Origin of the sequence: Oceanobacillus profundus, assembly GCF_003515705.1 — a bacterium.
GTDB lineage: Bacteria > Bacillota > Bacilli > Bacillales > Amphibacillaceae > Oceanobacillus > Oceanobacillus profundus.
This window is the reverse complement of record NZ_QWEH01000006.1, coordinates 171,775-197,818: the sequence shown is the minus strand read 5'-3', so window position 1 is coordinate 197,818 and position 26,044 is coordinate 171,775. Positions and strand designations below refer to the sequence as shown.

Annotated in this window: 30 protein-coding genes; 12 read left to right on the top strand and 18 right to left on the bottom strand. The window is 38.4% G+C overall.

The annotated features are described in order from the left end of the window. Nucleotides 1-33: 33 nt before the first annotated feature. The 9 genes from D1B32_RS11250 to D1B32_RS11210 all read right to left on the bottom strand — a co-directional run bounded on the left by D1B32_RS11250 (nucleotide 34) and on the right by D1B32_RS11210 (nucleotide 10,830). Nucleotides 34-1,116: a Gfo/Idh/MocA family protein gene (locus tag D1B32_RS11250; protein ID WP_118889368.1), complete on the bottom strand. Its 1,083-nt coding sequence runs from the start codon at nucleotides 1,114-1,116 to the stop codon at nucleotides 34-36. A gap of 26 nt (nucleotides 1,117-1,142) precedes the next feature. Next, complete coding sequence (locus D1B32_RS11245; protein WP_095310172.1) at nucleotides 1,143-1,964, bottom strand: carbohydrate ABC transporter permease; 822 nt, start codon at nucleotides 1,962-1,964, stop codon at nucleotides 1,143-1,145. A gap of 12 nt (nucleotides 1,965-1,976) precedes the next feature. Further along, a complete protein-coding gene (locus D1B32_RS11240; protein WP_118889367.1) occupies nucleotides 1,977-3,308 on the bottom strand; it encodes a carbohydrate ABC transporter permease in 1,332 nt (443 codons plus the stop codon). 322 nt (nucleotides 3,309-3,630) lie between these two features. Continuing rightward, nucleotides 3,631-4,962, bottom strand: coding sequence for an ABC transporter substrate-binding protein (locus tag D1B32_RS11235; protein ID WP_379601771.1), 1,332 nt, complete (start codon nucleotides 4,960-4,962; stop codon nucleotides 3,631-3,633). Nucleotides 4,963-5,114: 152 nt separating this feature from the next. Continuing rightward, nucleotides 5,115-5,867, bottom strand: a complete 753-nt coding sequence (locus D1B32_RS11230) for an SDR family oxidoreductase (RefSeq protein ID WP_118889366.1) — start codon at nucleotides 5,865-5,867, stop codon at nucleotides 5,115-5,117. 15 nt (nucleotides 5,868-5,882) lie between these two features. Beyond that, on the bottom strand, nucleotides 5,883-6,866 hold the full coding sequence (locus tag D1B32_RS11225) for a LacI family DNA-binding transcriptional regulator (RefSeq protein ID WP_118889365.1): 984 nt from the start codon (nucleotides 6,864-6,866) through the stop codon (nucleotides 5,883-5,885). A 323-nt stretch (nucleotides 6,867-7,189) separates the two neighbouring features. Continuing rightward, a complete protein-coding gene (locus D1B32_RS11220; protein ID WP_187393147.1) occupies nucleotides 7,190-8,758 on the bottom strand; it encodes a BCCT family transporter in 1,569 nt (522 codons plus the stop codon). A gap of 125 nt (nucleotides 8,759-8,883) precedes the next feature. After that, the gene (locus D1B32_RS11215; RefSeq protein WP_118889363.1) at nucleotides 8,884-9,381 is read right to left on the bottom strand and encodes an LURP-one-related/scramblase family protein; all 498 of its coding nucleotides are present in this window, start codon (nucleotides 9,379-9,381) and stop codon (nucleotides 8,884-8,886) included. A gap of 117 nt (nucleotides 9,382-9,498) precedes the next feature. Beyond that, entirely contained in the window at nucleotides 9,499-10,830 is a 1,332-nt protein-coding gene (locus D1B32_RS11210) for a BamB-related PQQ repeat family beta-propellar protein (protein ID WP_118889362.1), read from the bottom strand. A gap of 285 nt (nucleotides 10,831-11,115) precedes the next feature. Here D1B32_RS11210 and D1B32_RS11205 point away from each other — a divergent pair, with 285 nt between their 5' ends. After that, complete coding sequence (locus D1B32_RS11205; RefSeq protein WP_118889361.1) at nucleotides 11,116-12,240, top strand: NADH-dependent flavin oxidoreductase; 1,125 nt, start codon at nucleotides 11,116-11,118, stop codon at nucleotides 12,238-12,240. 109 nt (nucleotides 12,241-12,349) lie between these two features. On the opposite strand, the gene D1B32_RS11200 is transcribed toward D1B32_RS11205, so the two are convergent. Both D1B32_RS11200 and D1B32_RS24135 read right to left on the bottom strand, forming a co-directional pair. Next, nucleotides 12,350-12,949: a histidine phosphatase family protein gene (locus tag D1B32_RS11200; RefSeq protein WP_118889360.1), complete on the bottom strand. Its 600-nt coding sequence runs from the start codon at nucleotides 12,947-12,949 to the stop codon at nucleotides 12,350-12,352. Nucleotides 12,950-12,962: 13 nt separating this feature from the next. Then, complete coding sequence (locus D1B32_RS24135) at nucleotides 12,963-13,112, bottom strand: hypothetical protein (RefSeq protein WP_187393148.1); 150 nt, start codon at nucleotides 13,110-13,112, stop codon at nucleotides 12,963-12,965. On the opposite strand from D1B32_RS24135, the gene D1B32_RS24600 reads away from it, so the two are divergent. Both D1B32_RS24600 and D1B32_RS11190 read left to right on the top strand, forming a co-directional pair. After that, entirely contained in the window at nucleotides 13,064-13,339 is a 276-nt protein-coding gene (locus D1B32_RS24600) for a LysR substrate-binding domain-containing protein (RefSeq protein WP_118889359.1), read from the top strand. The two genes, D1B32_RS24135 and D1B32_RS24600, sit on opposite strands and share 49 nt — an antisense overlap. 152 nt (nucleotides 13,340-13,491) lie before the next feature. Next, entirely contained in the window at nucleotides 13,492-13,755 is a 264-nt protein-coding gene (locus tag D1B32_RS11190) for a hypothetical protein (protein ID WP_095310146.1), read from the top strand. 257 nt (nucleotides 13,756-14,012) lie between these two features. On the opposite strand, the gene hpaB is transcribed toward D1B32_RS11190, so the two are convergent. Together hpaB and D1B32_RS11180 are read right to left on the bottom strand one after the other, a co-directional pair. Further along, on the bottom strand, nucleotides 14,013-15,455 hold the full coding sequence (gene hpaB, locus D1B32_RS11185; RefSeq protein WP_118889358.1) for a 4-hydroxyphenylacetate 3-monooxygenase, oxygenase component: 1,443 nt from the start codon (nucleotides 15,453-15,455) through the stop codon (nucleotides 14,013-14,015). Between the two features lie 179 nt (nucleotides 15,456-15,634). Beyond that, nucleotides 15,635-16,783 (bottom strand): ArgE/DapE family deacylase, encoded by a 1,149-nt coding sequence (locus tag D1B32_RS11180; protein WP_118889357.1) that lies wholly within the window; start codon nucleotides 16,781-16,783, stop codon nucleotides 15,635-15,637. A 407-nt stretch (nucleotides 16,784-17,190) separates the two neighbouring features. On the opposite strand from D1B32_RS11180, the gene D1B32_RS11175 reads away from it, so the two are divergent. The 3 genes from D1B32_RS11175 to D1B32_RS11165 all read left to right on the top strand — a co-directional run bounded on the left by D1B32_RS11175 (nucleotide 17,191) and on the right by D1B32_RS11165 (nucleotide 18,511). Next, on the top strand, nucleotides 17,191-17,667 hold the full coding sequence (locus D1B32_RS11175) for a DinB family protein (RefSeq protein WP_118889356.1): 477 nt from the start codon (nucleotides 17,191-17,193) through the stop codon (nucleotides 17,665-17,667). A gap of 92 nt (nucleotides 17,668-17,759) precedes the next feature. Continuing rightward, a complete protein-coding gene (locus tag D1B32_RS11170; RefSeq protein WP_118889355.1) occupies nucleotides 17,760-18,149 on the top strand; it encodes a VOC family protein in 390 nt (129 codons plus the stop codon). 41 nt (nucleotides 18,150-18,190) lie between these two features. After that, nucleotides 18,191-18,511 carry a hypothetical protein gene (locus D1B32_RS11165; protein ID WP_118889354.1) on the top strand — a complete coding sequence of 107 codons (321 nt, stop codon included), beginning with the start codon at nucleotides 18,191-18,193 and terminating at the stop codon, nucleotides 18,509-18,511. 201 nt (nucleotides 18,512-18,712) lie between these two features. Here the strand turns inward: D1B32_RS11165 and D1B32_RS11160 are convergent, their stop codons facing one another. Beyond that, nucleotides 18,713-19,159 carry an AraC family transcriptional regulator gene (locus D1B32_RS11160; protein WP_118889353.1) on the bottom strand — a complete coding sequence of 149 codons (447 nt, stop codon included), beginning with the start codon at nucleotides 19,157-19,159 and terminating at the stop codon, nucleotides 18,713-18,715. A 220-nt stretch (nucleotides 19,160-19,379) separates the two neighbouring features. On the opposite strand from D1B32_RS11160, the gene D1B32_RS11155 reads away from it, so the two are divergent. Continuing rightward, the gene (locus D1B32_RS11155; protein WP_118889352.1) at nucleotides 19,380-20,219 is read left to right on the top strand and encodes a GNAT family N-acetyltransferase; all 840 of its coding nucleotides are present in this window, start codon (nucleotides 19,380-19,382) and stop codon (nucleotides 20,217-20,219) included. Nucleotides 20,220-20,232: 13 nt separating this feature from the next. Next, on the top strand, nucleotides 20,233-20,910 hold the full coding sequence (locus D1B32_RS11150; RefSeq protein WP_118889351.1) for a DNA alkylation repair protein: 678 nt from the start codon (nucleotides 20,233-20,235) through the stop codon (nucleotides 20,908-20,910). A gap of 255 nt (nucleotides 20,911-21,165) precedes the next feature. On the opposite strand, the gene D1B32_RS11145 is transcribed toward D1B32_RS11150, so the two are convergent. The 3 genes from D1B32_RS11145 to D1B32_RS11135 form a co-directional block, all read right to left on the bottom strand. After that, entirely contained in the window at nucleotides 21,166-21,447 is a 282-nt protein-coding gene (locus tag D1B32_RS11145) for a hypothetical protein (RefSeq protein ID WP_118889350.1), read from the bottom strand. Next, nucleotides 21,441-22,112 carry a hypothetical protein gene (locus D1B32_RS11140; protein WP_118889349.1) on the bottom strand — a complete coding sequence of 224 codons (672 nt, stop codon included), beginning with the start codon at nucleotides 22,110-22,112 and terminating at the stop codon, nucleotides 21,441-21,443. The genes D1B32_RS11145 and D1B32_RS11140 overlap by 7 nt, the downstream gene beginning before the upstream one ends. Nucleotides 22,113-22,253: 141 nt before the next feature. Continuing rightward, on the bottom strand, nucleotides 22,254-22,655 hold the full coding sequence (locus D1B32_RS11135) for a MarR family winged helix-turn-helix transcriptional regulator (RefSeq protein WP_118889348.1): 402 nt from the start codon (nucleotides 22,653-22,655) through the stop codon (nucleotides 22,254-22,256). 245 nt (nucleotides 22,656-22,900) lie between these two features. On the opposite strand from D1B32_RS11135, the gene D1B32_RS11130 reads away from it, so the two are divergent. The 4 genes from D1B32_RS11130 to D1B32_RS11115 all read left to right on the top strand — a co-directional run bounded on the left by D1B32_RS11130 (nucleotide 22,901) and on the right by D1B32_RS11115 (nucleotide 25,517). Continuing rightward, a complete protein-coding gene (locus D1B32_RS11130) occupies nucleotides 22,901-23,176 on the top strand; it encodes an ArsR/SmtB family transcription factor (RefSeq protein WP_118889394.1) in 276 nt (91 codons plus the stop codon). Nucleotides 23,177-23,353: 177 nt separating this feature from the next. Then, nucleotides 23,354-23,737 (top strand): methylglyoxalase, encoded by a 384-nt coding sequence (locus D1B32_RS11125; protein WP_095310123.1) that lies wholly within the window; start codon nucleotides 23,354-23,356, stop codon nucleotides 23,735-23,737. 120 nt (nucleotides 23,738-23,857) lie between these two features. Then, nucleotides 23,858-24,328, top strand: coding sequence for a GNAT family N-acetyltransferase (locus D1B32_RS11120; RefSeq protein ID WP_118889347.1), 471 nt, complete (start codon nucleotides 23,858-23,860; stop codon nucleotides 24,326-24,328). A gap of 328 nt (nucleotides 24,329-24,656) precedes the next feature. Then, a complete protein-coding gene (locus D1B32_RS11115) occupies nucleotides 24,657-25,517 on the top strand; it encodes a polysaccharide deacetylase family protein (protein ID WP_118889346.1) in 861 nt (286 codons plus the stop codon). Between the two features lie 48 nt (nucleotides 25,518-25,565). Here the strand turns inward: D1B32_RS11115 and D1B32_RS11110 are convergent, their stop codons facing one another. After that, the gene (locus D1B32_RS11110; RefSeq protein WP_118889345.1) at nucleotides 25,566-25,985 is read right to left on the bottom strand and encodes a MarR family winged helix-turn-helix transcriptional regulator; all 420 of its coding nucleotides are present in this window, start codon (nucleotides 25,983-25,985) and stop codon (nucleotides 25,566-25,568) included. Nucleotides 25,986-26,044 lie beyond the last annotated feature (59 nt).

Genomic DNA, 26,044 nt, shown 5'->3' with positions numbered 1-26,044 from the left:
TTTTATCGTATTTATCTAGTTTCAAGAGCTATCTTAATCAAAATATACCGCCTTGCCAGTTCTCGCAGATTCATAGATTGCCTCTAAAATCTGTGTAACCACCATTGCTTCCTCCGGCTTCACAACCGGCTCTGTATCATGCAAAATACATTCAATCCACAAACGCATCTCGAGATCTGCTTCACTTTCTGTTTCTCCTTCAAAAAAAGCGACACCACCAGGATCCAGTTCGACATTTGTCGTGTATAATTTACCGAAGTCTTCGCCATGTATCCGAAGACCATTCTTCATATCAGCGCCTCCCTTGGTTCCGCTTAAGGAGCATTTTGCCTCATCCACATCGAGTGAATTCAATGCCCAGCTTGACTCTAAAACAATGGTCGCGCCATTTTGCATTTTTATAAAACCAAACGCAGAATCCTCTACCTTGAATTCATCTGGATCCCAAGATCCAAACGCATTTGCAGCGTCTTTTTGTTTTCCAAGCTTATGAAAGACAGAACCCATCACCGATTGTGGTTGATAATTATCCATCATCCATAACGTCAGATCGAGGGCATGTGTTCCGATATCGATAAGCGGACCGCCTCCCTGCTTTTCTTCATCCAAAAACACACCCCATGTAGGAACAGCTCTTCTTCGGATTGCGTGTGCTTTTGCATAATAAATCTCGCCCAGGTCACCCCGTGATACGACTTGGTGCAAGTACTGGCTGTCCGAGCGGAAGCGGTTGTTATAACCGATTGACAGCTTTTTTCCGCTTTTTTTAGCAGCTGCAAGCATTTGCCTTGCTTCCTCTGACGTCTTTGCCATCGGTTTTTCACACATCACATGCTTCCCAGCTTCAAGCGCAGCTATTGTAATTTCCGCATGGGACACATTCGGTGTGCAAACGTGAACAACATCAAGGCTTTCATCCATTAGTAGTTCCCTGTAATCCGAATAGACTTTTGCATCTGCTGTTCCGAATTCTTTTGCGACTGACTTTGCTTTTTCAATATTTCGATTGCAAAAGGCTGCAACCTCTGCCTGGCTGATTTTTTGGAGACTCTTGAGGTGCTTTTCCACCGCAATTGCCCCACAGCCGATTATTCCAACTTTCAACTTTTCTCTCATATCAAATCAACCTCATTTTCCATGAATTATTCTTTAACCGATCCAGATGTCAAACCAGAAACAATTCGTTTTTGGAAAAACAATACCAAAATAACGATTGGAATCGTCACAATGACCGTTGCTGCCGAAATATCCCCCCATGGGATGGAATATTGACTTTGATACATCGAAATCCCAACAGGAACGGTTCTCCATGCATCATCACTGTTAATAGTCAATGCGAATAAATATTCATTCCAAGCTGCGATAAACACTAGGATTCCGGTTGTAAAAATTCCAGGTGCTGCTAATGGCAGGATAATCTTCCGGAATGTCTGGAATGGACTTGCTCCATCCAGCTTGGCAGACTCCTCCAGCTCATATGGAATCTTTTTGAAAAAGGTTGCCAGAATCCAGATTGCCAATGGAAGACTGATCGTAATATAAGGGATAACGAGTCCCATATAACTATTGCGCAAACCAAGATCTGTTACCAGATTGAACATTGGTGAAATGATGGCGATTTGCGGGAACATCGATGCAGCAAGCACCAATCCCAGGATCAAGCCTTTTCCTTTAATCGGCAATCTCGTAACTGCATATGCCGTAAACGATGCAAACACCAGTGATAAAATAGTTGTTAAAGCAGATACCGCAAAGCTGTTAATCATATATCGCACCAATGGTCGATTCGTCAGCGCCGCTTCATAGGAGTCCAATGAAGGATTGCTTGTAAACCAGCTGAAAGATGAGAATATCTCTCTTGGCGGCTTAATGGATGTTAAAAATACCCAGATGAAGGGAAACATCACAAGAAAAACAAAGATGATCAGAAACAGATAAAATCCTATTCCACCGCGTTTATTCATTTATACCCCTCCTCATTTCGTACGACCATCAAATAGATCAGAACCGATTAATTTCACATACAATAGACTAATGATGGCTACACTGATAAATACAATGACAGAAAGGACAGACCCTTCCCCGAAATTCTGCTGGGCGAATAATGTTTTGTAGGCATAAACGGAAATTGACTCCGTTGCGTTTGCAGGACCTCCGCCTGTCAATACATAGATCAGATCAAATACTCGGAATGCATCCAGCGTTCTGAACAATAACGCAACTAAGATCGATGATTTCAGAAGTGGCAATGTAATACTCCAGAATTGTTGAAATCTGTTAGCTCCATCCACACTTGATGCTTCATATAAAGATTGCGGGATTGTCTGCAGGCCTGCGAGCAGTAATAGCGCCATGTATGGTGTTGTTTTCCAGACATCTGCAAGAATGATGGAAAACATGCCGCCATCTGATGTGGTCAATAGCCAGGATGATCCAGGAATGAGATTAAACGCTTCTAAATAATGTGCGATAATCCCTGACTGGCCGTCATACAGAAATCCCCACATCATCGCTGCCACCGCAGTCGGAATGGCCCACGGAATTAATACCGTTGCACGGATGATTCCTCTTCCTTTAAATGCTCGGTTGATAAGGAGAGCAATTGCCAGACCAAGCACCAATTCAAATGCTACGGAAATGACTGTGAAAAATGCGGTATTTCCCATCGCTTTCCACATTCGCTGATCCTTCATGTACTTCCCGTAGTTATCCAATCCGATAAAATTTGAGCTTAATATATTGCCTGCTGTTGATGCAAGCAAGTCAGAGGTTTGCTGGAACTGCTGTCCAGACGTATCGTCACTGCTTGACGCTGCAATTTCAGCTAGTGCTGCAGCATGAGATTCCAGCGCACCCTGGTATTCTTCGGCAAACGCATTATCTACCTTAGAATATTTTAACTCGGAATCTCTTACCGGCGTAAAACTCGCTAATAGCTCATCAATCTTCTCTACCTTTGTCTTAATCGTTTCATCACTGATTAGCTCAGCGTGATAGTTTTCAACATCCTGTTGAATTCCCTTTACCGTTTCAGCATCCGCTTCATTTTCAGCACTTTCTAGTAAACTATCAAGCTGACTCCCTATGTAAAATTGATTATCCACGTATCGTTCCAGATCAATCGTTGCACTAAGCATGAGCTGGGAACGAGAGGGATCATTCAGCCTATAGTCAAATAAGCTATTGTAAAAGGACTGTGCAACCGGCCATAGTACGACAACCATTACTAGAACAAGGGACGGGATGACCATAGCATATCCTAGCTGTTTCTCACTTAGTTGAAAGCTGCGCCTTTTCTTGTTTTTCATGTTTAACCTCCTCGTTATTAAGCTGGCTTTCTGACCCTATTAGAGGTTGTTCAAAAAGTCCGGTGAAAATGACGCTTCGAGAACAGATGACCTTCGACTAACTTCCGACACGTCCTGTGTCGAACGTCGAAGTCACCACATCCTGTGGAAGCTCGTTAGCTTGCTTTTCCGTTCCTCACGTATTAATTGCATACGCTCCGGTACTCAAAGCTACGCCGCCTCGAACTTCTCGGTCCTTTTCATCCTCCTTTTTGCACACGCACTATTATAAGAATAGCAAGATGAGTATATGCCCATCCTGCTATTTTGACTAACTTAGAATCTATTCAGCCATCGCCGCTTCAATCTTTTCCTGCATATTCTTTGCAGCTTCTTCGGAGGTCTGGTCACCTGTCAATACTTTTGAAATTTCAATTTGCATAATATCGGAAACTTCCGGGTAAATAGGTGATACCGGTCTAGGAACTGCAGACTGTAATACTTCTCTAAACTCAGGGTTTGCGAATAATGAACTGACACCCTGTACTTCTGGATCGTCATACAATGCGCTTAATGTTGGAGCACGTCCACCCTCAAGGGCACTAATTTTTTGTCCTTCTGGTCCCGAAATGAATTTCACAAACTCCCATGCCGCTTCTGGATGCTCCGAATATCGATTGATCATTGTCATCCATCCGCCAAGTGATGCTGCAGTACCTTCATCACCTGCTGGTAGTCTGGACATTTCGACATTATCAACGATTTCAGATCTCTCTTCATCATTAGAAGAAGCCATCATATACGGCCAGTTTCTAGCAAAAACAGCATTCCCTTCAATCCAAGCATTCTCTGTTTCAATTTCCATGAAGTTCACGATATTCTCTGGTACAAAATCAGATGTTACAATTTCCTTCATCTTATCGAGTGCTTTGATTGTTTCCGGGCTGTCAACGACAACATTATTATTTTCATCCACTACTTCACCGCCATAAGAAGCGATAAATTCAATGGCATTTGTAATCAAGCCTTCATATTGTGCGGCCTGCATGAGGTAGCCATATTCTGTGCCATTTTCCCCTTTCAGCTCGCTTGCCATTTCGATCAATTCATCCCATGTTGCTGGGGGCTCGTCCACAATATCTGTACGGTAATAAAAAACACCGGCATCTGTGTACTGTGGCATTGCCCATTGCTTTCCATTAAAGTTCGCTGCTGCAACTGTCCCCGGGAAGTAATCATCCATGTTGATTCCATCCTTTTCGATAAAGCGATCCAGCTCCAGCACGTAGTTAGCCTGAGCAAATTCTGCCGGCCAGATTACATCAGCGTTGAAAACATCAATCTCCGAACTTTGAGAGCTTAAAAGTGTCACATATTGGTCATGGGATTGGCCTGTATCTGCAGGCATTTCACGCTGCTCCACTTTTATGTGCGGAAACTTTTCCTCGAATGCTTTGATTACTGCTTCTGTACCCGGTGTTGTATCTACCCCTCGCGCATACACAATGGTAACCGGTTCTTCTTCACTGCCTTCTGATGCTTGTTCACCATTCGCGCTTGATGTATCGGATTCATCGTTATTGTCTTGTTCCGATGAATCTGAATTACAAGCTACTAAAAAGAAAACCAGAGCGATTAACAACATACTGCTAAGTGCTAACTTTGAAAACTTCAATGTAATGCCCCCTTTTTTTAATGCCGATTTCAATCCAAGTTATATTTAAGGAATATTCTTGAAAATGAAATCGATTACATTTGGTTATATTATACGATAATTATTTTTGATGTCAATCCTATTTATAGAATTATTTTTTCGAAACATCCGTATTATTGTCTCAAGAATCCGCCTTCGGAATTGATAACCTGTCCCGTAATCCACGCAGCTTCCTTACTTGCCAAAAACGCAATAAGCCTTGCAGCGTCCTTCGCTTCTCCAATGCGCCCCAGTATAAATTTCGGCAATAGCGCTTGCTTCAATTCCTCTGACATCCAGCCTGTATTGGTCGGTCCGGGATTGACGGCATTAACTGTAATACCAAGCGATCCCAGCTCTGCAGATAAGGAAAGCGTAAAAGCAGAAATAGCTCCTTTTGTGGCTACATAGGCAAGTTCTTCGACCATTGGACCTTGCGCCTGTCCAGAAGTCAAATTAATGATGCTTCCTGCATGATATCCTGCTTTCTTAAAACGCTTTGCAAACGCTGCAGAAAGCATCATTGCAGCTCTGATGTTTACCGCATAATGCGCATCCATCTCTGCTACTTGAAGTTTTTCATATCCGTCTCTAGTGGAATAAGCGGCATTATTAACTAATATCGAAGGTACTCCCAGCGCATTTTCGGCACCTTGAATAACCTGGAGGTATGCTTCAGGTTCGGATAAATCAATTTCAGCATGGGCACACTTCACCCCCAGTTCTTGAATCTCCCTTTGGAATGTTTCAGGCCATCCACTGTCTGATTGCCAATAGGTAAAAAATAGATCCACCCCTGCTTTTGCAAGCTCCAGACACGTGGCCGCACCAATCCCATGCTTATGACTTACGCCTGTGACAATAGCAATTTGATTAGGCATATTCATACACCTCACTTTTCATTATGTAGACTCTCTAATAATCAATTCATGATCCAATATTAGGCTTTCCACATCTTTTCCTCTAATTTTATTGATAATCATATTCGCAGAAATGCTGCCCATTTTGTACATCGGCTGGGCAATTGTTGTGAGTGTCGGGTTCGTCATGTTGGAAAAGCTGATCTTGTCAAATCCAATCACAGCAATATCATCCGGTACCTTCAAGCCCTGCAGCTGAATTTCTTTCATTGCACCAATCGCAAGCACATCAGATACCGAAAAAACAGCATTTGGCTTATCCGCTTCATTCAATAAAGAACGCATCGCCTGCTGACCGCCTTCAAATCCAAGCTGCTCCGTTTCTCGCATCCATTTAGACTCAATTGGCAAACCAAACTCATGTAAGGCTTTTTCATAGCCCCTTCTGCGTTCACGGGCATACAAGTACTTCTCATCTGTATTAATTAAAGCAACTCTTCTATTCCCTAATTTAATCAAGTGTTTAACCGCCTGATAAGCAGCAAGCTCATTATCAATGGTTACGTAGGAAATCTCCCCCTCCTCATCAAATTCACTGCATTGCACAATTGGATGCCTGCTTGCAAGGTCATACAGATTCTTCCGATTGACAGTCGGGTCCATTAGAATAATCCCGTCTGCAAGTCGGTTCCGCACCATATTAAAATAAATTGCTTCTCTTGCTGGATTAGAATCTGTTTCACAAAGAAGAATGTTATATCCCTTGCTAATCGCTGTATCCTCAATCCCATTAATGATTTCCGTGTAAAATGGATTCGAAATACTGGGAATCAAAACAAGAAGCAGCCTGCTTTCAGAGTTCCTGAGATTGCGACCAAGCGCACTCGGCTCATAATTTAATTCTTGGATAGCTTGCTCCACTCGTACTCTCGTCTTTTCTCTAACCGTTTCCCTATTATTGAGTACCCTTGAAACAGTAGCGGTAGAAACACCTGCCTTTTTCGCCACTTCCTGTATGGTTACCATATGATCACCTGTCTTTTATGTAATCGATTACATTTTTATGTTATATTTTGTGGACTGTTTTGTCAAGATTATAAAAACTCATCTAACTAGTCCATGCTGAAAAGAATAGCACGATCCCATTTTTTCACATTGACTTATCCCATCATGAAAAGCAGGAGCTTGCTTCATATATAATATGACTTGTGACTCTAAAGTTCATTTTAAAACCGCAAACACAAGACATAACCCCGTTTTATTTAAAACGGGGTTAAAAATATGGCTGTTTAATTTGATTTTTGAGGAATTAATTGTACTTAAAAACAGAATGCAACAGTCACGCTTTTTTATCTCAGTTCTCTATTGGATTTTGCTTTATCACTATATTCCTTCATTCTTTTTTTATCCGGTTTAAGTGTCAAACCTAAGTATTTCCTTTCCTGATTGGCATCTTTATAGAATGCTACAGCCATCAAAATCACCACTACACTAAATGGCAAGGCCGAAATTATGGATGCAGATTGTAATGCATTTAAGCCGGTTTCTCCACCTGATAACAGCAGTACATATGCGATTGCTGATAGCGCTAATCCCCACACAATTTTTACAAAACCAGCAGGACTTAACGTTCCAAAACTAGTTTGCATACCTAAAACAAATGTTGCGGAATCTGCTGAGGTAATAAAAAATGATGCTATAAGTACCAAAGCAACAACAGATAAAATGACACTTAAAGGAAGTTCATTGAGAATCCCAAACAACTGCGTTTCAGGTGGCATTTCAAATATTGCTGGTACATTTAGACCTACTTCCACCCCTGTTAGACCAAATGCGCTAAACCAAAATATACTCACGATAGTAGGAACAAATAATACCGCAAGGACAAATTCTCGGATTGATCGCCCTCGTGAAATCCTTGCAATAAATATACCTACAAATGGACTCCAACTCATCCACCATCCCCAATAATATATCGTCCAAGACTGCATCCACTCATGTTTTTGCTCGTTTAATGGTGCTACATCCAAGCTATTGTATAATAATGTGTTTAAGTAATCACCAGTGGCACTTGTCATCATATTGAAAATAAGTAAAGTTGGACCCAAAATTAAAACAGCAACAAACAATAATCCTGCTAACAGCATATTTAAATTACTTAAATATTGAATTCCCTTACTTAATCCACTCCAAGCACTATATAAGAACAACACAGTAACAATGGCAATAATAATACCTTGGACTAGCTGATTGTTTGGGATACCAAAGAGGTAGTTCAATCCCCCATTAATTTGCATTGCTCCTATACCTAAAGAAACTGCTACACCAATAATTGTGGCGAATACCGATAACACATCGACAACATTTCCGATTGGACCATCTACTTTATCTCCTAAAACAGGTCGTAATGTTTTCGAGATTAAACCAAGCTCACCTTTTCTAAACTGGGAATAAGCCAATGCAAGTGCTACAATACCGTATACTGCCCACGGGTGGAATCCATAATGAAAAAAAGTTGATCGCATTGCTTCAGCTAAAGCTGCTTTTGTTTCAGCATCAGCAGTAGGTGGTGCCAGGTAATGTGAGATGGGTTCGGCTGAACCATAAAACACTAAGCCAATTCCCATACCAGCACTAAACAACATGGTTAACCATGATATCGTTTTAAACTCAGGTTTATCGTGTGGTTTACCCAATTTGAGTTTACCAATTGGGCTAAATCCCAAAAATATAAAAAAGAGTAAAATTAAGGTGAAGACTGTCATATAATACCAGCCAAAAGTCTCCGTAATCCATGCACCAACACCACTGGAGACTTTACCGAACTGGTTTGGAAAAACTGCTCCAAATAGTACTAGCACTCCGACAATTATGGAAGCATACGTAAATACACTGGAAAATTTCTTCTTATTTTGCATCATGAAAAAGTTCATCCTCTTTGCATTATTTATTACAGATGTTTTCCATTTTAACATATCAAAATGTCTATTCAACCTTAGCCTTTGGATTACTATAAATAATATTATATGACATTTAATGAATATTAATTCGACACAACCGAGGAAGCGGCTGCTTGATCTGCCTTCACACAATCAATTGCAATAACAAGCGCAAGAATGATTGTCTCCATCTCTTCGTTCCATACTTGTACCTTATAGCTATCGCCCCAAGTGAACCATTCCTTGCTCACTTTCCCTACGACTTCACCATGCTGGTACACCTCAAAGTTCATGTCCCACCAGTTGCCATTTACTTCAATACCAGCCGCATCAATCGTATAGCGTGCCTTAAAGAAGGAAAACTCCTTCTTAATCGTTAACACCTCTCGGCCATCTACCTCAACCATAAACTTTGGCAAAAAGCTGAACACTTTTTTCGTAATGAGTGCAACTTCACTCCCTGTATTGTTATGGATGGAGAAGGTCTTTGGAACCCTCATAAAACTGCCCTCAACGAAATAAACATCATTTCCCTGCTGATCTTTCACCGTAAACTTGCCGCTTAGACTGAATACCTTCTGTTTTATATAAAGTTCTTTCATATCAAGTCCCCTTTATAGATTGCTATTATGCCGTATAAGATTTAAAAGTTCTAATCACGAATACTATAAAATAAAGAAAGCTATTACCCAATTTAGCTAATAGCCTCTTTTTCCACCTTATTCAATCGGCAAAATAAACCCTTGTGCCCCTTCATCATTAAAGTATTGCAGATATACCATAACATTCCCATTTTCTTCATCAATTATTGGACCGGCACCAATTGCCTTTCCAAAGGAATACTGATTTTTTACCTCACCGGTTTTGGAATCAATTACCGTAAGAAAGTTGTCACGATCATTTGCAACATTTGATTTCTCTGTAAATGCATATACATGATTACCTGTAATACCTGCAGAGAACCAATAGTTATAATCATCACCTGTTTCAGAACGATCCTTTAAATCTCCAACAGAGACCGACCATAGCTGCTCATGGCTATTGATATCATACGTTAATATTCCATTTTCAACTGTGATATAAAGAAGATCATCAACTAAATCTAATTTTATCTCTCCAATTTCGTATGGTTCTTCCACTTCTGGGGCTTCAATTATTGTTTCCTTTTTTCCTTCTTGGTCATCGAATTCCACTACCTTGTAAAGCGAGTCTGAAAATGCATCAGCTTCATCTGCCAAAGCATAGAAGGTACTTCCATCGACAGCAACGTCCCGGAATACTCCTTCTTCTTCAAATAATTTTGTTCCATCTTTTATATCGAACGCTGTTAGTCCGTATTGATCTTCATAAATAAGCGCATGATCTGTTGCATGAAGTTCAGCATATCCTGTACTAAGCTCAACTTCTCCTGTTGTTTCCCAAATTGTTTCTTTTGTATTTGTATCAAGCGCAGACAACTTATCAGCGCTGATAATATAAAGAATGTCATCTTTTTTCACCATATCTGATGGACCATCTGCGTCTGCTAAATCTTCAATTTCTCCAGTCGAAAGATCAACTTGAATGATTTTATTTGTGCCAACATCATTACCCTGAAGATAATAGTAATTACCGAATAAAAATGGCCATGTATAACTATCCGTATTTACAATGGATGACTCTGCTCTTCCTTTCAGGCGTTCAACATCGGTTTCTAAGCTTAATCTTTCTCCAGTCCGATAATCAAAAAATATACTATGATTTTCTCCGCCCATGGCTAATGCTCCACTTGATGCATATTGGTAATAATAATCATTTGGCGATGGATCCGATTCAAAGTCCACCACTTCAAATAATGACTCATCAAAGGGGGTTCCTTCTACTGTAAGTAGATCGGTATGATGACCAGATGCTCCATTTTCTTCTTTATCTGTTTTCTCAGCGTTATTTTCCTCAGCGGAAGTTTCATTACTTTCTCCACTATTCTCTTCGTTTCCATTCGAGTTATTACAACCTGCTGCGATTAAAATTGATACGAGTAAAAGTATAGGTAGGTAAAATCGCTTATACAATCGAATCGCTCCTTTGTTATTTTGGTAATTTTCATACGATTATCGGTTATAATAGGTTTCAATTCGTGAGGGAAATAGTTCCAAATGACTAAAAATTGGTTGCATGAGAGTAAAGAGAAAGGTCCAAAAAAATTATGTGGAATCTGTCAGAATAAGCGTTGGCCATTTTTCAGCAAAAAAAAGCCAGCTCCATGAGTAAAGTTAATACTCCAAGCACATTAATATACAAAACGAAATAGAACTACTATCATAACCATAAAGTAACCCTTGAAGGAGGAAGAAACGATGAATCCAAGCAATCAAAAATTTTTTTCACCATATACATTTAACAATGGAGTTCAATTGAAGAATCGAATCATAATGGCACCAATGACTAACTATTCATCCAATCCAGATGGAACAGTTTCAGAGGAAGAGCTGGCCTATTACGCACGACGTTCCAAAGATGTAAGCATGGTTATTACTGCTTGTACATATGTAACCCCGAACGGAAAAGGTTTCCATAATGAATTCGCTGGTGACCGCGATGAAATGATTCCAAGTCTGAGCCAATTAGCTAAGACCATCCAAAGTCAAGGCGCTAAAGCTATTTTGCAGATTTTCCATGGTGGAAGAATGTGTCCGCCAGAACTGGTTCCTCATGGTGACATCGTAAGTGCCAGTGCTGTTCCGGCGGAGGTGGCAGGAGCTAAAACACCTAGAGCATTAACGGAAACAGAGGTTGAGGAGATTGTCGATGCTTTTGGCGAGACGGCACGCCGGGCGATTGAAGCAGGCTATGATGGAGTGGAAATCCACGGGGCGAACGGATACTTAATCCAGCAATTCTTCTCCCCACATTCCAATCAACGTGATGATCGATTTGGTGGAAGCGTCGAAAAACGGATGACCTTCCCGTTAGCTATCGTTGAAAAAATAACAGAAGTAGTGAAGGAGCATGCCGACGATTCCTTTATCGTAGGATACCGCTTCTCACCAGAAGAAGCCGAAACAACAGGAATCACTATGGCAGACACCATTAAACTAGTGGATACATTAGCAGAAAAAGACTTGGATTATCTCCATGTGTCCTTACAGCATTTTCTTTCCAAAGCAAGAAGAGGCGTGGAAGATGTAAACAAAACACGTATTGATTACCTGCTTGAAACGATCGATAATCGCGTTCCTTTAATTGGTGTAGGTTCTATTTACAGTGCAGAAGATGCCCGCAAAGCTTTTGAGACAGGGGTTCCACTGCTCGCGCTTGGTCGAGAGCTTATTATTGATCCGGACTGGGTACAAAAAGTAGCCGAAGGACGAGAAGACGAAATTGTAACAGAAATTAATAAGGATAAACAGGAAGAATTAGTTGTACCAGGCCCATTGTGGAATGTCATTATGAATACGCCTGGATGGTTTCCGGGAGTGTAAGTGAAAGACAGAGGGCCCTTACAGGATTGTAGGGGCCTTTCTCTTTGTCGTTTGTTTTTATTCCATCTACTTATCTACATGAGAAATCCTTTTTAGTGCTTTCCCTTTCTCATGTTACTTTTACACGTGATGTCTCATTGTACGCTTGCACATGAAAAGTTTGATTACTCCATTGCAATCGCGTGAAAGAGGTATTTGCCAACTTTCCTTTTCCAGTTCCCATCTCCCCTTTTGTAATATAGTGAAGGAGTGCATTAATCGATCCCCCATGCGAAACAATTAATGTTGGAGAACCTTCTGTTACTTTAGCAATAGACGTTAGAATGGAAACCATTCGTTTTTGCATGTCTTCTAACGATTCAATTCCATATTGCATCTTTACACCAAAATTTTTATCGTAATCTGGCATAAGTTTCACAATATCATCAATATATTCACCTTCAAGCTCCCCATAAAAACGTTCTCGTAGATTGGGTTCGATAGTAAATTGACTAATTGACATCCCTTTTGTGATTAATTGGGCAGTTTGGTGGGCTCGTAATAAATCACTTGTATATACATGTTCAAAAACAATATGTTGATTTTGAAAGTGTAATCCTAATTCCCGCGCTTGATTAACTCCTACCTCACTTAATGGAATGTCCTGCTGTCCTTGTAATCTCTTATGTAAGTTCCATTCCGTTTCTCCATGACGCACTAAAAAAAGCAACCTATTTCCTCCTTTAAATTAACTTTTTGCGAATGATAGCTGAAAGCTGTTCAACCGATACCACAACAATAAAGATAATAATAATGATCATGAAAGCTTCATCGTATTTCATTAATGACATGGAAGTGGATAACTCAATACCTATTCCTCCTGCGCCAAGCAATTAAAAAGGCGATCCTTTCTAATTTAGGAATTGCAGTTGTTTCGAAGCTTTCTGTTGAACATGAGGTAAAAAAAGGAACTTTATTATTCAAAGAATTCAATTCAAGAAAAAGACGATCCATTTACTTAATTTATCACCCAAACCGTAAGCTATCCCCTATGCAAAAACGTATTATTGAGCTCATACAGGTTTCGTGGAGTAAAGGTGATAAGATAAAATCGATTTAGAGGATTTTCTATGTGTAAACAGTTTTTATTAAGAAGAATTAGTGTTTTCACTAGCTGTAGCTGCCCTTTTCCTCCTCCGAGGTTTGTAATTAGGATGTGATCTTTTAGGATAAACTAACAAAAACTAGCCTCATGGCTTAGGAGGGATTCCCATGTTGCTAACAGGTAACATTATTTCAGGTGAATTTGATGAACTCGTGAACGAATTTTCAATACAAAAAGTGAAGCATTTCACTACAGAATCCAGTATTAGAGAAAACCAGTTAAAAAGTCTTTATGATTATTTGAAAAAACACCAAAATGACACAGATGGTCAAATCATTACGTTGTATGATCAAATGCCGATACGGTTGAGTCAGGAAGAAGTGAATCTCTTTATTAGGGATCTTGAAAAGATTCAGTCGATGTATCGCTAACATTAAGTGTTCTAAAGCTTACCTCCAATTCAAAATTCAGGGATGAAGGGAGGAGCTATGTAGTTCTTTTTATTAGTATATAAAGAAAAATGTAAGGAGGAATGAATAACATGGCGACTGGACGTTGATTATCTCTATGGCAAACTTGCCAGGCAATAAAATCAAGTTGGGGGTAGGACTTTGGAATTTACCTTGGTTAATCAAGTAAATTAGATGATTACACAGAATCTGGCTTTTTAGGCCAGATTCAAATAACTTCAATCCATCCCTAACAAAGTCTTTACCCGTTTTACATACGGTTCCTTATCATATGATAAATACAATCCACTAGACAACCGGATTGGATCACCAAAGAAAAACCGTTCGTATTGGGTTTCCCGTGTACCAAATGCACTCATTGTCATTTCCCAAGCTAAACGGAAAATCTTGACACGTGATTCAGCATCATCAGCTTTCGATTGCAAATATTGATCCAAGTCTTTTCTTAGTGATGATTGAAATGCCTCTTCTGTCGGGATGGACATCAACCCACTGGCTCCTAGTTGCTGGATAATTTCACCAAATCTTGCATAGGCGCGCGGGAATACATTACAGGCTACCTGCAGTGTTTTTTGATTCGGTCTCATGAACCCCCATTCATCCAATTCAGCTTCAACTTCAGATTTGATAATCAATGCTTTCATCGTTTCCAGAGCAACGATAATTTCAGATACCTTTTCCTGAACATGTTGGTACTCACTAATATTGATTGTATCAATGATTGACTGAGCTACACCTAAGACAAATTCCGTTTTAACGATTTGTCTGGATACAGCCTGATGTAAAGTAAACGGCAGAAATGAACTAGCATCCATGAAAGTATTCGAGACTTGTAGGTTATTGTAATAAAACACGCGTTCCCACGGAATAAGTACATTATCAAAAACGACAATCGTATCCATTTCTTCATAGCGTGAACTCAATGGATAGTTAAATGCGGAAGCGCCGCCAACAAATGATTCCCGGCAGATAAATTTTAAACCTTTTGTATTACTAGGGATGGAAAATGCAAAACCATTCGCCTTATCCTGGATTCCTCCTGCCGATAAGACAACGATTTCATCTGTTATCCCACCCTGTGTTGCCAATAGCCTGGCCCCTTTAACAATAATACCTTCATTTGTTTTGTCTACAACTTTAGTGGCTATTGGTTCATCATCCGGATCTTCAAAATAAAATTGCTCACGATTGACTTGCGGATTTATAAATGTATGTGTCATGGAAATGTCGTTTTCACGGGCATATTCATAAAAAGATAATAAATGTTCAGGGAAACAGTTTTCCTTTCCCTTTAAAAGGTCTACAGATGATGCAAGTGCCATCAGCACCGTATTCATATAGTCCGGACTTCTTCCCATCATGCCATTCGTTGACAGTGCCCATTGTTGAACCATCTTCCTTCTTTTCACAAGATCCTGTTTCGTCTTTGGCTGCAAATAGGACATCCCAACTGGCTCACTAGTTGATGGCGAGGAATAAGTCATGATAGATTGTAATGATTCATCGTGTTGTAAATCATATAATGCTGCTTGACTCCTCATAACTCCCTTAAATGCCGGGTGCTCAGAGACTTTGCCTATGACCGGATGCCCATCTACCCATATATCCATTTCCAGAAGATCGATTCGATCAATATATTCGCTTCCCGTAATGATTGACATAAATTCACCCCTTGTGGTTTCTGCAGAGTATGATCAAACGCCTATGCCATTTTATTCGGATTGCATTCGGATGTTACAGTTTTTGAATTCAGTCAATGTTCATCTCAGGGGTTAAAAAACAATGCCAAAAAAGAGATGACCACCAAAGTATGGTTGCCACCTCTATTAAAAATCCCTTTTTATTTCGATAATCCTAAAATTAACGCTTTATAGATATCGAAGAATGCAAAGTAGTAATCTTTGTAAACATATTCATCTGTTTTATGTGCCATTTTTGTTTCACCTGGACCAAACATCATGAATGGGAAGTTATCATCTTTATCTCGTAATAAGTTTGATGCATCCGTTACACCCGGTGAACCTTTAACGGAAATTTCCAGGTCTAAATATTTTTTACCGAGTTCTTTCGCAAGATCAACCATTTCAGATTGTCCTGTAGTGAAGACACTTGGCAATGACATTGTCACCTCAACATCAATTTTAGAGCCCTCTTTATTGTATTTGTCAGCTGTGGTCTTGAATAAGTCAATCACTTCATCATTATCAAACTCTGGAATAGTACGCACGTTTATTTCAGCTGCTGCTTTTTCTGGTACTGAATTTACTTGGTTTCCTGCATTAAAAATAGTTGTACTCATAACCAATTTACCGAGAACTTCATTTTTACGATCATCGCCATTCAATTTTTTATCTAATTCCAGGAGGTATTCCATCAAAGGATTAATCGCATTATACCCTTGGTCAGGCATCGAGCTATGTGCCGCTTCACCAATAGACGTTACCCTCAGATTAAGCGATCCTTTGTGTGCGTAAATAATTGTGTCATGAGAGGGTTCAGCTACCCATAGATAATCTACATCATCCATATAGCCTTCTTCGTATAATTTTTTAGAACCTGCGCCCCCGACTTCTTCACCAGTCGTTGCCATAAAACGGACAGTACCATTTTGTAGTTCATTATTTTCTTTGAGTTCAATCATCACTAAAGCAAGGTTTACTAAACCTGCTTTCATGTCATTTGTTCCACGTCCGTATAGCTTTCCGTCTTTTTCTGTCAATGTGAACGGATCTGAAGTCCACTCGCTTTCATCACCAGGAGAAACAACATCCATATGACCAGAAACTCCAATTACTGGACTCCCGCTTCCAATCTCAGCCACTAAGTTAACACGAGTGTCTGTAACTGGAACAATTTTAGAATCAATGCCATATGCAGCAAATAAATCTTTCAAGTAATTTGCCACTTCAATTTCATTTGCATTAATAGATTTAATCGCTATCATGTCAGATAAAATCTTTATCTTTTCTTCTTCTGTAAAGTTTTTCATTCTAAAACCCTCCAAAGTTTTATCTGTCTATCGTCCGTGAAAATACAATTGTATTTTACCCCAAAATGCAGGTAGATATTAACAGAATGAATTTAGAACAAAAATTTGCTCCTTATCGAGCAACTGTTACTTGGGTTGATTTACAACAAATAAAGATAATTACGGAGTTTCGGAATTACAAATATTTCAAATAAAGGATGAAGCATTGTGGTAATTACCTCTCAATAAACTCGGACAAGAGTTAACAAGGCGATTATTAATTAAACACCTTTTTCTTTTTGATCAGCTACGAATATTTCGGAAGATTATGTTATTATTTAAATAGAGACACTAATCAGTTTTCTAACAAGAAGAAGCTTAAACGCTTACTATTAATATTTCAACAATTGAATTAAAGGGGTGTTCACATGATTAAGTTTTTTGAATATAACTGGCAGGTAAGAAACGAATGGTTTGACTGGAGTAACCAGCTAACACCTGAAGAGCTGTTAAAAGAACGCAAAGGTGGAGTAGGAAATATTTTATATACGCTTTTTCACATTGTTGATGTGGAATATAGCTGGATTAGGGCTATTCAAGGTAAGGAAGATATCGTATTTTCATTTGCAGATCATAATACGCTTGATAAGGTTAAATCCCTATCCGATGCACTCCGAGATGAAATTGTGGTTGAATTAAAAACAAATTTAGATGAATCAAAAGATGAGCTCATACATATTCCTTGGGATGAAGATGAATACACGAAGGATGAAATACTTCACCATATTATTGCTCACGAAATTCATCATATTGGCCAGCTTTCTGTTTGGGCAAGAGAATTAGATCGAAGCCCTGTCTCTGCTAGTTTTATAGGTAGGAAATTAAAATCTGTTAAAGATTATTAAACAAGACTGGCGCGATTATTGAATGGGGTTACGGTAGAAGTTTTATTAAAGAGGGGACTTTTATATAACAGAAACGATTAGGGGGGATTTAAGTGCTATTTGAAATGACAATTCAAGTTCGTGTTAAAGACATGAAAGAAGGACAAAGATGGTATCAAACTTTATTTAATAGACAGCCTGATTTTCTTCCACACGAAGGTTTTGCTGAATGGGAAATCATTCCGGGATGTTGGTTACAAGTTGCCGAGGGTATCCCAGCAGAAGAAAGTGGTCCTTTGCGTTTAGGGGTAAAAGACATAGTAGGCGAAAGAGATCGACTTATAAAAGAATTGAACATTGCTATGTTCGAAATATATTCAAGAGAAGAAGTTCCAGTAAAATGGGGGACGTTTACAGACCCTTGGGGCAATCTACTTGGTTTCTTTGAATACTTAAACAAAAAGGAAGAAAAAAAACGTATTCATACAATTTTGGGTAATTAGCAATTATTGGTAATCCCCTTAAAAATGTCAGGAGTGAAAAGATGTTTGTAAAAGTTTATAATTATCATATAAAGAAAGATAAAATAGAAACATATATAAACATTCAAGAAAAAGTTGGGGAAATTTATGGTAAGTATATAGATTCACATGTAATTTATTTTCAGAGTAACGAGGATAAAACAAAGTGGATGGAGATTTCTCAATATAAAGATCAAGTGGAATATAATAAGAGTATAGAACTTATTAACCAGGATAAAGAAATTCAAGACCTTTTCAAATCCTTTCAAGAGACCCTTATAGAAAAAAGCGAAATCAGTGAAGAAAATTTTACTCAGATTAGAGAAACAAATAGTTTAAAGTAATTTCCCCATCAATTGGTGCAAGATTAAACAAGAACAGCATCTTTAAACTCTTCAATACACAATTACAGATAATTGCCCGATATTGACATAAGTTCTTTTCTAGCGGGTAAGGTCAATGAAAAAAAAAGAACAAGAAACAGCTAATTCTTGTTCTTCTTTTTGTAATCTTACTTACTGATTGAACATTAAAAACTACTTTCGCTATTTCACAGGTACACATATTTCGCAATAATGATTGTTAACCATATCAGCCGTGTACTTTTCCAGAATAGGTTTAGTATCAATTTGATATCCATTGCTTTGTAGTGATGGAAAAATATCAACATATGCTTCTTGAATAGCTTCAGCAGTATGTTTTATTTTGTAAACAGCGTATTTCCCGCCAGTGAGCTCGCCTTCATAAATTGAATCATCCATTTGATAATCCTTTGAAATCACAATACAAGCATCAAATCTACAGTTTTCAGGCAGTGTCTTATCAGGGTTATCTTGTGGTATTGCAAATAGTATTCCCGATTCAAGAAGATTTCTCTCCTTAGACCATTTTTTTAACTTCTCCATTGCTTCAGTATTGGCAGGCCCATATGGACCAACTCGTCGCACATAAGCGATACGATAGTTTGGAAATGTTTCTACTTTATATTGCATACATTTCTTCTTCCTCTCTTGTTCTATATTTGTTTGGTACATTTCGAAGGTAACATGCTTTAAAAATATATACCTCTAATTTTTTAAATTTATTGAATAATTTTAAATATATTAAGTTAGTATTTAAGGCGAAGTTATGTAACTTGGGCAGCATAGTTAAAGAAGAAGATTATTGATTTTCATGTTAGCAGAAAAGAAATAGGGTTAGAGGGGGAGAAATATGATTTCTGAACTAAACAAGGATGAATTCTATAAATGTAAATATTTATTATCTGACCAAGGACTGTTAGAAGCAAGAGCAGTGATTGAGGGGATCAACCCTGGCCGTGTCTTTGTAGATGATATGGAAACTCCTACTTGTGGGCTTATTTGGTTAGGTAATAACGATGGATTTATCTTTATTGGAAATGAAAAGAATGAGCGCTTCAATAAAGATCTAAATCAATTTATTGATACAATCATTGTACCCGAAGCAAATAAAGTTGGGTTGAAATGGTTTGAAGGCATTGGTAATCACAATAAATGGGATACAACGATTAAGGATGTGTTTAAAAACCGCAAATTAGGAAGCTGGAATCAAAGGGTTTATATGATAGATATGGACGTCTATAAATATTATGACGAGCTTAGTATAGCGACCGGATATAAACTAACAAAAATATGTAAAGGCATCTTTGAAAACAAAGACAATTCAATTAAAAATATAGAATTTTTAAGATCCAATATTTTAGAGTCTTGGTCTTCATCTGAAATGTTCTTTCGTAATGGGATAGGATATTGTATGATTTATAAGAATGAAGTTGTAAGTCTTTGTTTTTCAGGGTTTGTCGCGGGAAATGTCCATGCTGTAACCATTGAAACGATAGAAGAACATCGTGGGAAAAAGCTAGCGCAAAACATAGCTAAAGCCTTCGTAAACGATTGTCTAGATAATAATAGGATTCCATCTTGGGATTGTACGGAATCAAACAAACCTTCGATTGCAGTTGCAGAAAATATAGGATTAAAAAATGTAATTACCTATAGAGGATATGAATTCTCGCTAAATAACGAAATGTAAGGTGGCCATAATGATGACGGATGCATCAAACTCATACGTTCAAGAACTTATTAATCTATATAACAAACACACGGATGCTGAATTTGCTAGATGGTCAAGCGACTATCTTAGAAACCAATTCAACTTTTTAGGTATACGAACTCCGATTCGCCGAAAAATAACGAAACAATTTATGAAAGAAAACGGACTACCTCCAAAAGAAGAACTGAAAGATGTCATTTTTATGCTGTGGGACCTGCCAGAACGTGAGTATCAAAAAGCAGCGCTTGATATAATTGAAAAAGCAAAAAAGAAATTAACCGAGGAGGATGTAACCTGGCTATCCAGTTTGATTGTGAAAAAGTCATGGTGGGATACGGTAGATGTACTTTCTCCTCATATCGTGGGCTATATGTTTTCTAAGCACGAGGAACTTATTCCATCATTTGCTGATCAATGGATTGAAGATGAGAATATTTGGTTACAGCGGTCTGCCATATTGTATCAGCTAAAATACAAAGACAAAACAGATGAGGAGCGCCTATTCCGATACATTTTAAGACGCGCCGACAGCGATGAATTTTTTGTACAAAAAGCAATTGGATGGGTACTGCGTGAGTATGCCAAAACTCGTCCCGAAAGCGTAAGATCCTTTGTCGCTAATCATAGCTTAAAACCCCTTAGTAAGCGAGAAGCTTTGAAACATCTTTAAGGCTTAATTAGTTCTTTCGCTTGAAAATGAAACATTTATTGGATATACCGCGTATGAAGATCAAGGTAAATCAAATTATTTCTGGGAGCTGTCTAAAATTCAATGGTCTTTGAAAGAGGAAGCCCCCATCTTCAAGTATTCTGAATGGTAAGAACCCGACTTTATGAAAGCATAATGAATCCAATTCGAATAACGATTATACTTTTAGGTAAGATATTTAAGTTATAAACAAATCAGCACAACAATACACACTAATTAAATTCTAATCCTCACTATACAATATCGAATCGACCTTCTCACATAGAGCGAGCCAATTACGAGTAGTATTGAGACTGCGAGTGATATAGGAATGCTTAATACTGCAGGCAGTTCAATTCCTTGCCAAATGCTCATTTGGATTTGTTCAATACCGAATGTTCGTAGTATGCCAGCTAATAGGATCAGTAATGCGCATAGCATTAATCCAACATAAAGAACATATAAGACAGGGATTGTTAGCAATAGCAGAAAACGAATGGTTAATTGCAATATCACCACGAGCTTTCCCTCCTAATAATATGCTGAACTTCTGCATGCGGAGAAATGGAATAGCTTTCTGTATAATACAGTGTATGAATTTTACAATGTTTACCGATTACAACAATATCCCCCTCTACTCTATCCGCTTCCGTATAAGATAATTGTATGTTCTTTCCTTTGATATCCTGACAGACGAGTATCTTCTTTAATAAAGGAAACGAAATTTTATCCTTCTCCACGCTTACCTCTTCTGCGATTAGCCGCACTATTTTACTTTCACCCGATAATTTTAACTGAAACTGTTTTGCCTGAATCTCTTCAGCACGAATGATTCCGACTGAATCAAATTCCTCCGTCATAAAGGTTCGTTCAATTGCCAGTCTCCCGGAACTCGTAACCTTTGATACTTCACCACAATACATCTTTAGGTTACCTGCATTGACAACATCCATAGCTTCACAGCTGGATTTCATGATGCATGACCCGGAGTTTTGGAAATGATCCACCTTAACTTTGGAGTGAAATGTACTATATCCGTGAGATGTGATTCTTTTTAACTGAACATCTTGATGTATAGAGACAGATCCACGTATTTTTACTACTTCATACTCTGGTGCTAGGTCTTTAATCGATCCACTCGTAAACGTTATACTTCGCAACTTCTGGCTTTGTACATTTGTCATTAAACACACCACCATCATTTAATTAGTATATATTTCAATTATTAAAATATATACTAATTAAATTATATTGGTTGTAGTTTTGTCAAGTGCAATTTTAAAAATTTCCATATAATAAAAAAAGGACTTCAATAACTGAAATCCTTAAAACACCGTACTCATTAATTTATTTACTTCCAATAAAACCTGCTCAATTTCCTTTAACTTTTCTTGTGGGAACTTCAGAAATAGTTCATGAACCTTAGCTTCCCCGGTCTCTGTTAAAATCATTTTTACAACACGGCGATCTTCACTTTCTCTTACTCGTTGTATAAGCCCAAGCTTTTCTAGTTTATCGCACATTGATGTTACGGCCCCAGGAGTAACGCCGAAAAAATCAGCAATCTGAGTTGCCTTCATTCCATTATTAATTTTCATTTCAATGAGGAGAACGAGCTGATTTTGAGATAGTGACTCCCCTTCACATAATAGGTCTGCAAATCTTCGCGACCGTTTTTGTATTTCAAGCATTTCTCGCATAATTACTTCGATATTGTTTTCTGGCATTTCATCCCAACCTATATTGTTTAATTATTAAAATATATGATAAGTATATAATTAATTTTGACAGGTGCCAACTAAACTAATCCAAGTTTGTTCCTAATGATTTCGCTCGGGAGGATAATAAAAGTGTAACCTTTGCGGTACAAAATACTGGGTCGAGTTTTTCTTCCGAGTAACAATTTGCTCAGATGCAACTATTCAGTTGCTCTTCATTGACAGGCAACCAATTAGTTGCTTATAATGAAAACATGTGGAATAAAGACGCTATTTTCAAGGCACTTGCCGACTCGAATCGTCGGCTCATATTAGATGAACTATCCGAACGTAACGAGATGACGTTGTATGAACTCACAGGACGACTTATTATGAAGCACAGTCTTTCCATTTCGCGACAAGGTATAGCCAAACATCTTTCTGTATTGGAAGAGGCAGGACTTGTAACATCAAAACGGAAGGGGAAATATCGGGTACTGATGTTTAACAACGAGCCACTTCAAAACTTGCTGAAAGGATGGATAGATTAATTTTACGATACGCAAGATACATTATATCTGTAGAAATAAGGGAGAAAAAAGTGGATGAAGGCGCAGCGTGCGTTTCGAATAGTTCGATATAGAAATGGTAAAACAAATTTCTGCCGAACGGTGTGGTTTTTGCTTTAGAACAGAACACACATCACAACAACCAGGAGGTAAAACAATATGAAAATCATTGTTACGAGTATATTCGTAGAAGATCAGAACAAGGCATTACAGTTTTATTCAGAGACACTTGGCTTTGTAAAAAAGCACGACGTCCCTGCCGGAGAATTTAGATGGATTACGCTTGTTTCTCCAGACGATCAAGAAGGTACCGAGATTGTACTTGAACCGAATAACAATCCAATTGCCAAGGATTATCAAAATAGACTATTTGAAGAAGGTATCCCAGTAACCATGTTTGGTGTAGAGGATATTCAAAAAGAGTATGAACGGTTATTGCAGTTGGGCGTGAAGTTTACGATGGAGCCGACTAAAATGGGTGACATCACCATCGCTGTATTTGATGATACGTGTGGCAACCTTATTCAGATAATCCAGCAATAACATAACTCAATTTTCTTCAACAGCCTTTTATTTCAATGAAACAATGAACATGCTATAATTTACATTAATATACATAATAAAGGCTTTTAAGTCGTATTAATCAGAAAGCGAGCTGGAAACATGCCTCTTCACATTCGTGAAGTAACAACAGAAAATTGGCGTTCTGTCGCTGCTTTATCTGTGTCAGAACAACAAAATCAATTTATTGAAAGCAATGCTTTTTCTTTAGCGGAATCGCAGTTTGAGAAAAACGGTATTTCTTTTGGGTTATATGATGTGGAAACTCTTGTTGGATATGCAATGTATGGCTGGTATTCGTATTCAACAGAAAGTGCCTGGTTAGATCGTTTTATGATTGATTACCGTTTTCAAGGTAATGGATACGCAAAACGTTTTCTCCCCTTATTAATTCAGCATATTACATCTCGATATGGTTGTAGGAAAATTTATTTAAGTCTTCATCCTGACAACAAACCAGCACAAAATTTATATGAATCCTTTGGTTTTTGCTTGAATGGGGAAATAGATGATTCTGGACCTGTATTTGGAGTTGTAATGCAATTAGATATGGATAAATTTAATTTAAAATGATTAAACAAGGTGATCAAGTTATGGTCGCCTTTTTTATTGGTCAAAATTAGAATGAAACTATGGAAATCTTTTTACCTTTAGTAACAAAATACTTGAATAAGGAAAATCGTCCATTTTGCTAAGCGTTTACAATTATAGCAGCAATAGAAACCTCCACCGAGAACGATACAAATTCAGTTTCCAATATGAGTGCTGCCAGATGGGTTTTCATCTTTCACAAAAGATATCAGCCTATTTCCCTTTTTACTGCATAAATCATGCCCTTTCACCTAAAATAACAGTGTGTTTTGAAAAACATGCTCCCATAACCGTAAAAGGGGATGAATAGATGAAAAAACAAATCGTTAAGTGGCTTTTGACTATTGAGGTTTTATTTTGTTTTTATCTTACAAATGACTTTACTGTAAACGCGAATGCGGTACCTTTAGAAGATTCATCGCAGCAAGTAGATGTGAAAGATAAACCAGCAGAAGATTTCACCGACCTTCGAGGAGGTCCTGAAAATTCCGAGCGAGAACGTCAGACTCCTGTTGATCTAAGGATCTTGCAGCAACGATATCCCGATGTATTTTTCTTGCAGGGCGCTTCAGATCAAAACCAAGTAGCTCTAACGTTTGATGATGGGCCAGACCCGCGTTTTACAAATGAAGTATTAGATGTATTAAACCAATACGATGTGCCGGCAACATTCTTCTTATTAGGTTCAAGAGCTGCTGCTTATCCTGAAATCGTCACGCGGATTCAAAATGAGGGACATGTAATTGGAAACCATACATATTTCCATCCTAATCTTGTTGATGAAGCTGATCTCGGAACACTGGAGCAGGAAGTAATTAGAACGGAAGATGAACTTTATGACATGATCGGTTACCGAACACATTTATTCAGACCGCCATATGGTTTCTTATACGATGAATTAGTCGAACAGCTTGCGAGAATGAACTATTCCGTAATTGGCTGGACGGTAGATTCTTTGGATTGGCAGGAAGACCCGCCAGAGGTTATCGCCTCCAATGTATTAGACATCATGCATCCAGGTGCAATTATTCTCATGCATGATGGGGCAGAGCGGGACGGGGATCGAACGAATACAATCGAATCGCTTCACCAAATTATCCCAACACTGCAACAGCAGGGCTATGAATTTGTTACCGTACCAGAGTTATTGAATATTCCATTTGAGAAATAGAAGATATCTCTTCTATTTCTTTTTATTCCTACCGTTTTACAGAAGAATTTATACGAATCGATTCAACTTCTCATAAATAACCAATAATTGCTGTACTTCCTGCTCGGTTAGCCTGTCAAATAGACTTCCGCGAAGTGCTTTCCCTTCGTCATGCGCTTTTTTAACCATCTCGATTCCATCGTCGGTAATGGCTAAATAAATAATTCGGCGATCATTCTCATCCACAAGCCGAACAGCCAATTTTCGTTGGACAAGCTTTTCAGATAAGTGTGTTAGAGATGGAGGAGTTAGACCTAAGGCCTTCGCAATATCGGATGGCCTGCTTTTGCCATTTCGCTTCAAATGGCCGAGAACAAGAATATGCGAAATCCCAAGGTTTTCTTTAAATTGTTTATTCCACTGAATGATTAAATTGTTCGTAACCTGATCCATGGAATGAATCAGTTCAAAAATCGTTTGTTCTTTCATGTTGTATAACCTGCTTTCTATAAGCGAAGTGCCCCCTAAGAAATAGAGGGCACTTCCTA

Excerpts from the sequence above, each read along its gene's own strand:
- D1B32_RS11250 (WP_118889368.1), bottom strand. The coding sequence starts at position 1,116 with ATGAGAGAAAAGTTGAAAGTTGGAATAATCGGCTGTGGGGCAATTGCG.
- D1B32_RS11245 (WP_095310172.1), bottom strand. The coding sequence starts at position 1,964 with ATGAATAAACGCGGTGGAATAGGATTTTATCTGTTTCTGATCATCTTT.
- D1B32_RS11240 (WP_118889367.1), bottom strand. The coding sequence starts at position 3,308 with ATGAAAAACAAGAAAAGGCGCAGCTTTCAACTAAGTGAGAAACAGCTA.
- D1B32_RS11230 (WP_118889366.1), bottom strand. The coding sequence starts at position 5,867 with ATGAATATGCCTAATCAAATTGCTATTGTCACAGGCGTAAGTCATAAG.
- D1B32_RS11225 (WP_118889365.1), bottom strand. The coding sequence starts at position 6,866 with ATGGTAACCATACAGGAAGTGGCGAAAAAGGCAGGTGTTTCTACCGCT.
- D1B32_RS11220 (WP_187393147.1), bottom strand. The coding sequence starts at position 8,758 with ATGCAAAATAAGAAGAAATTTTCCAGTGTATTTACGTATGCTTCCATA.
- D1B32_RS11215 (WP_118889363.1), bottom strand. The coding sequence starts at position 9,381 with ATGAAAGAACTTTATATAAAACAGAAGGTATTCAGTCTAAGCGGCAAG.
- D1B32_RS11205 (WP_118889361.1), top strand. The coding sequence starts at position 11,116 with ATGAATCCAAGCAATCAAAAATTTTTTTCACCATATACATTTAACAAT.
- D1B32_RS24600 (WP_118889359.1), top strand. The coding sequence starts at position 13,064 with ATGACATGGAAGTGGATAACTCAATACCTATTCCTCCTGCGCCAAGCA.
- D1B32_RS11190 (WP_095310146.1), top strand. The coding sequence starts at position 13,492 with ATGTTGCTAACAGGTAACATTATTTCAGGTGAATTTGATGAACTCGTG.
- hpaB (WP_118889358.1), bottom strand. The coding sequence starts at position 15,455 with ATGTCAATCATTACGGGAAGCGAATATATTGATCGAATCGATCTTCTG.
- D1B32_RS11180 (WP_118889357.1), bottom strand. The coding sequence starts at position 16,783 with ATGAAAAACTTTACAGAAGAAGAAAAGATAAAGATTTTATCTGACATG.
- D1B32_RS11175 (WP_118889356.1), top strand. The coding sequence starts at position 17,191 with ATGATTAAGTTTTTTGAATATAACTGGCAGGTAAGAAACGAATGGTTT.
- D1B32_RS11165 (WP_118889354.1), top strand. The coding sequence starts at position 18,191 with ATGTTTGTAAAAGTTTATAATTATCATATAAAGAAAGATAAAATAGAA.
- D1B32_RS11160 (WP_118889353.1), bottom strand. The coding sequence starts at position 19,159 with ATGCAATATAAAGTAGAAACATTTCCAAACTATCGTATCGCTTATGTG.
- D1B32_RS11155 (WP_118889352.1), top strand. The coding sequence starts at position 19,380 with ATGATTTCTGAACTAAACAAGGATGAATTCTATAAATGTAAATATTTA.
- D1B32_RS11150 (WP_118889351.1), top strand. The coding sequence starts at position 20,233 with ATGACGGATGCATCAAACTCATACGTTCAAGAACTTATTAATCTATAT.
- D1B32_RS11140 (WP_118889349.1), bottom strand. The coding sequence starts at position 22,112 with ATGACAAATGTACAAAGCCAGAAGTTGCGAAGTATAACGTTTACGAGT.
- D1B32_RS11135 (WP_118889348.1), bottom strand. The coding sequence starts at position 22,655 with ATGCCAGAAAACAATATCGAAGTAATTATGCGAGAAATGCTTGAAATA.
- D1B32_RS11130 (WP_118889394.1), top strand. The coding sequence starts at position 22,901 with ATGTGGAATAAAGACGCTATTTTCAAGGCACTTGCCGACTCGAATCGT.
- D1B32_RS11125 (WP_095310123.1), top strand. The coding sequence starts at position 23,354 with ATGAAAATCATTGTTACGAGTATATTCGTAGAAGATCAGAACAAGGCA.
- D1B32_RS11120 (WP_118889347.1), top strand. The coding sequence starts at position 23,858 with ATGCCTCTTCACATTCGTGAAGTAACAACAGAAAATTGGCGTTCTGTC.
- D1B32_RS11115 (WP_118889346.1), top strand. The coding sequence starts at position 24,657 with ATGAAAAAACAAATCGTTAAGTGGCTTTTGACTATTGAGGTTTTATTT.
- D1B32_RS11110 (WP_118889345.1), bottom strand. The coding sequence starts at position 25,985 with ATGAAAGAACAAACGATTTTTGAACTGATTCATTCCATGGATCAGGTT.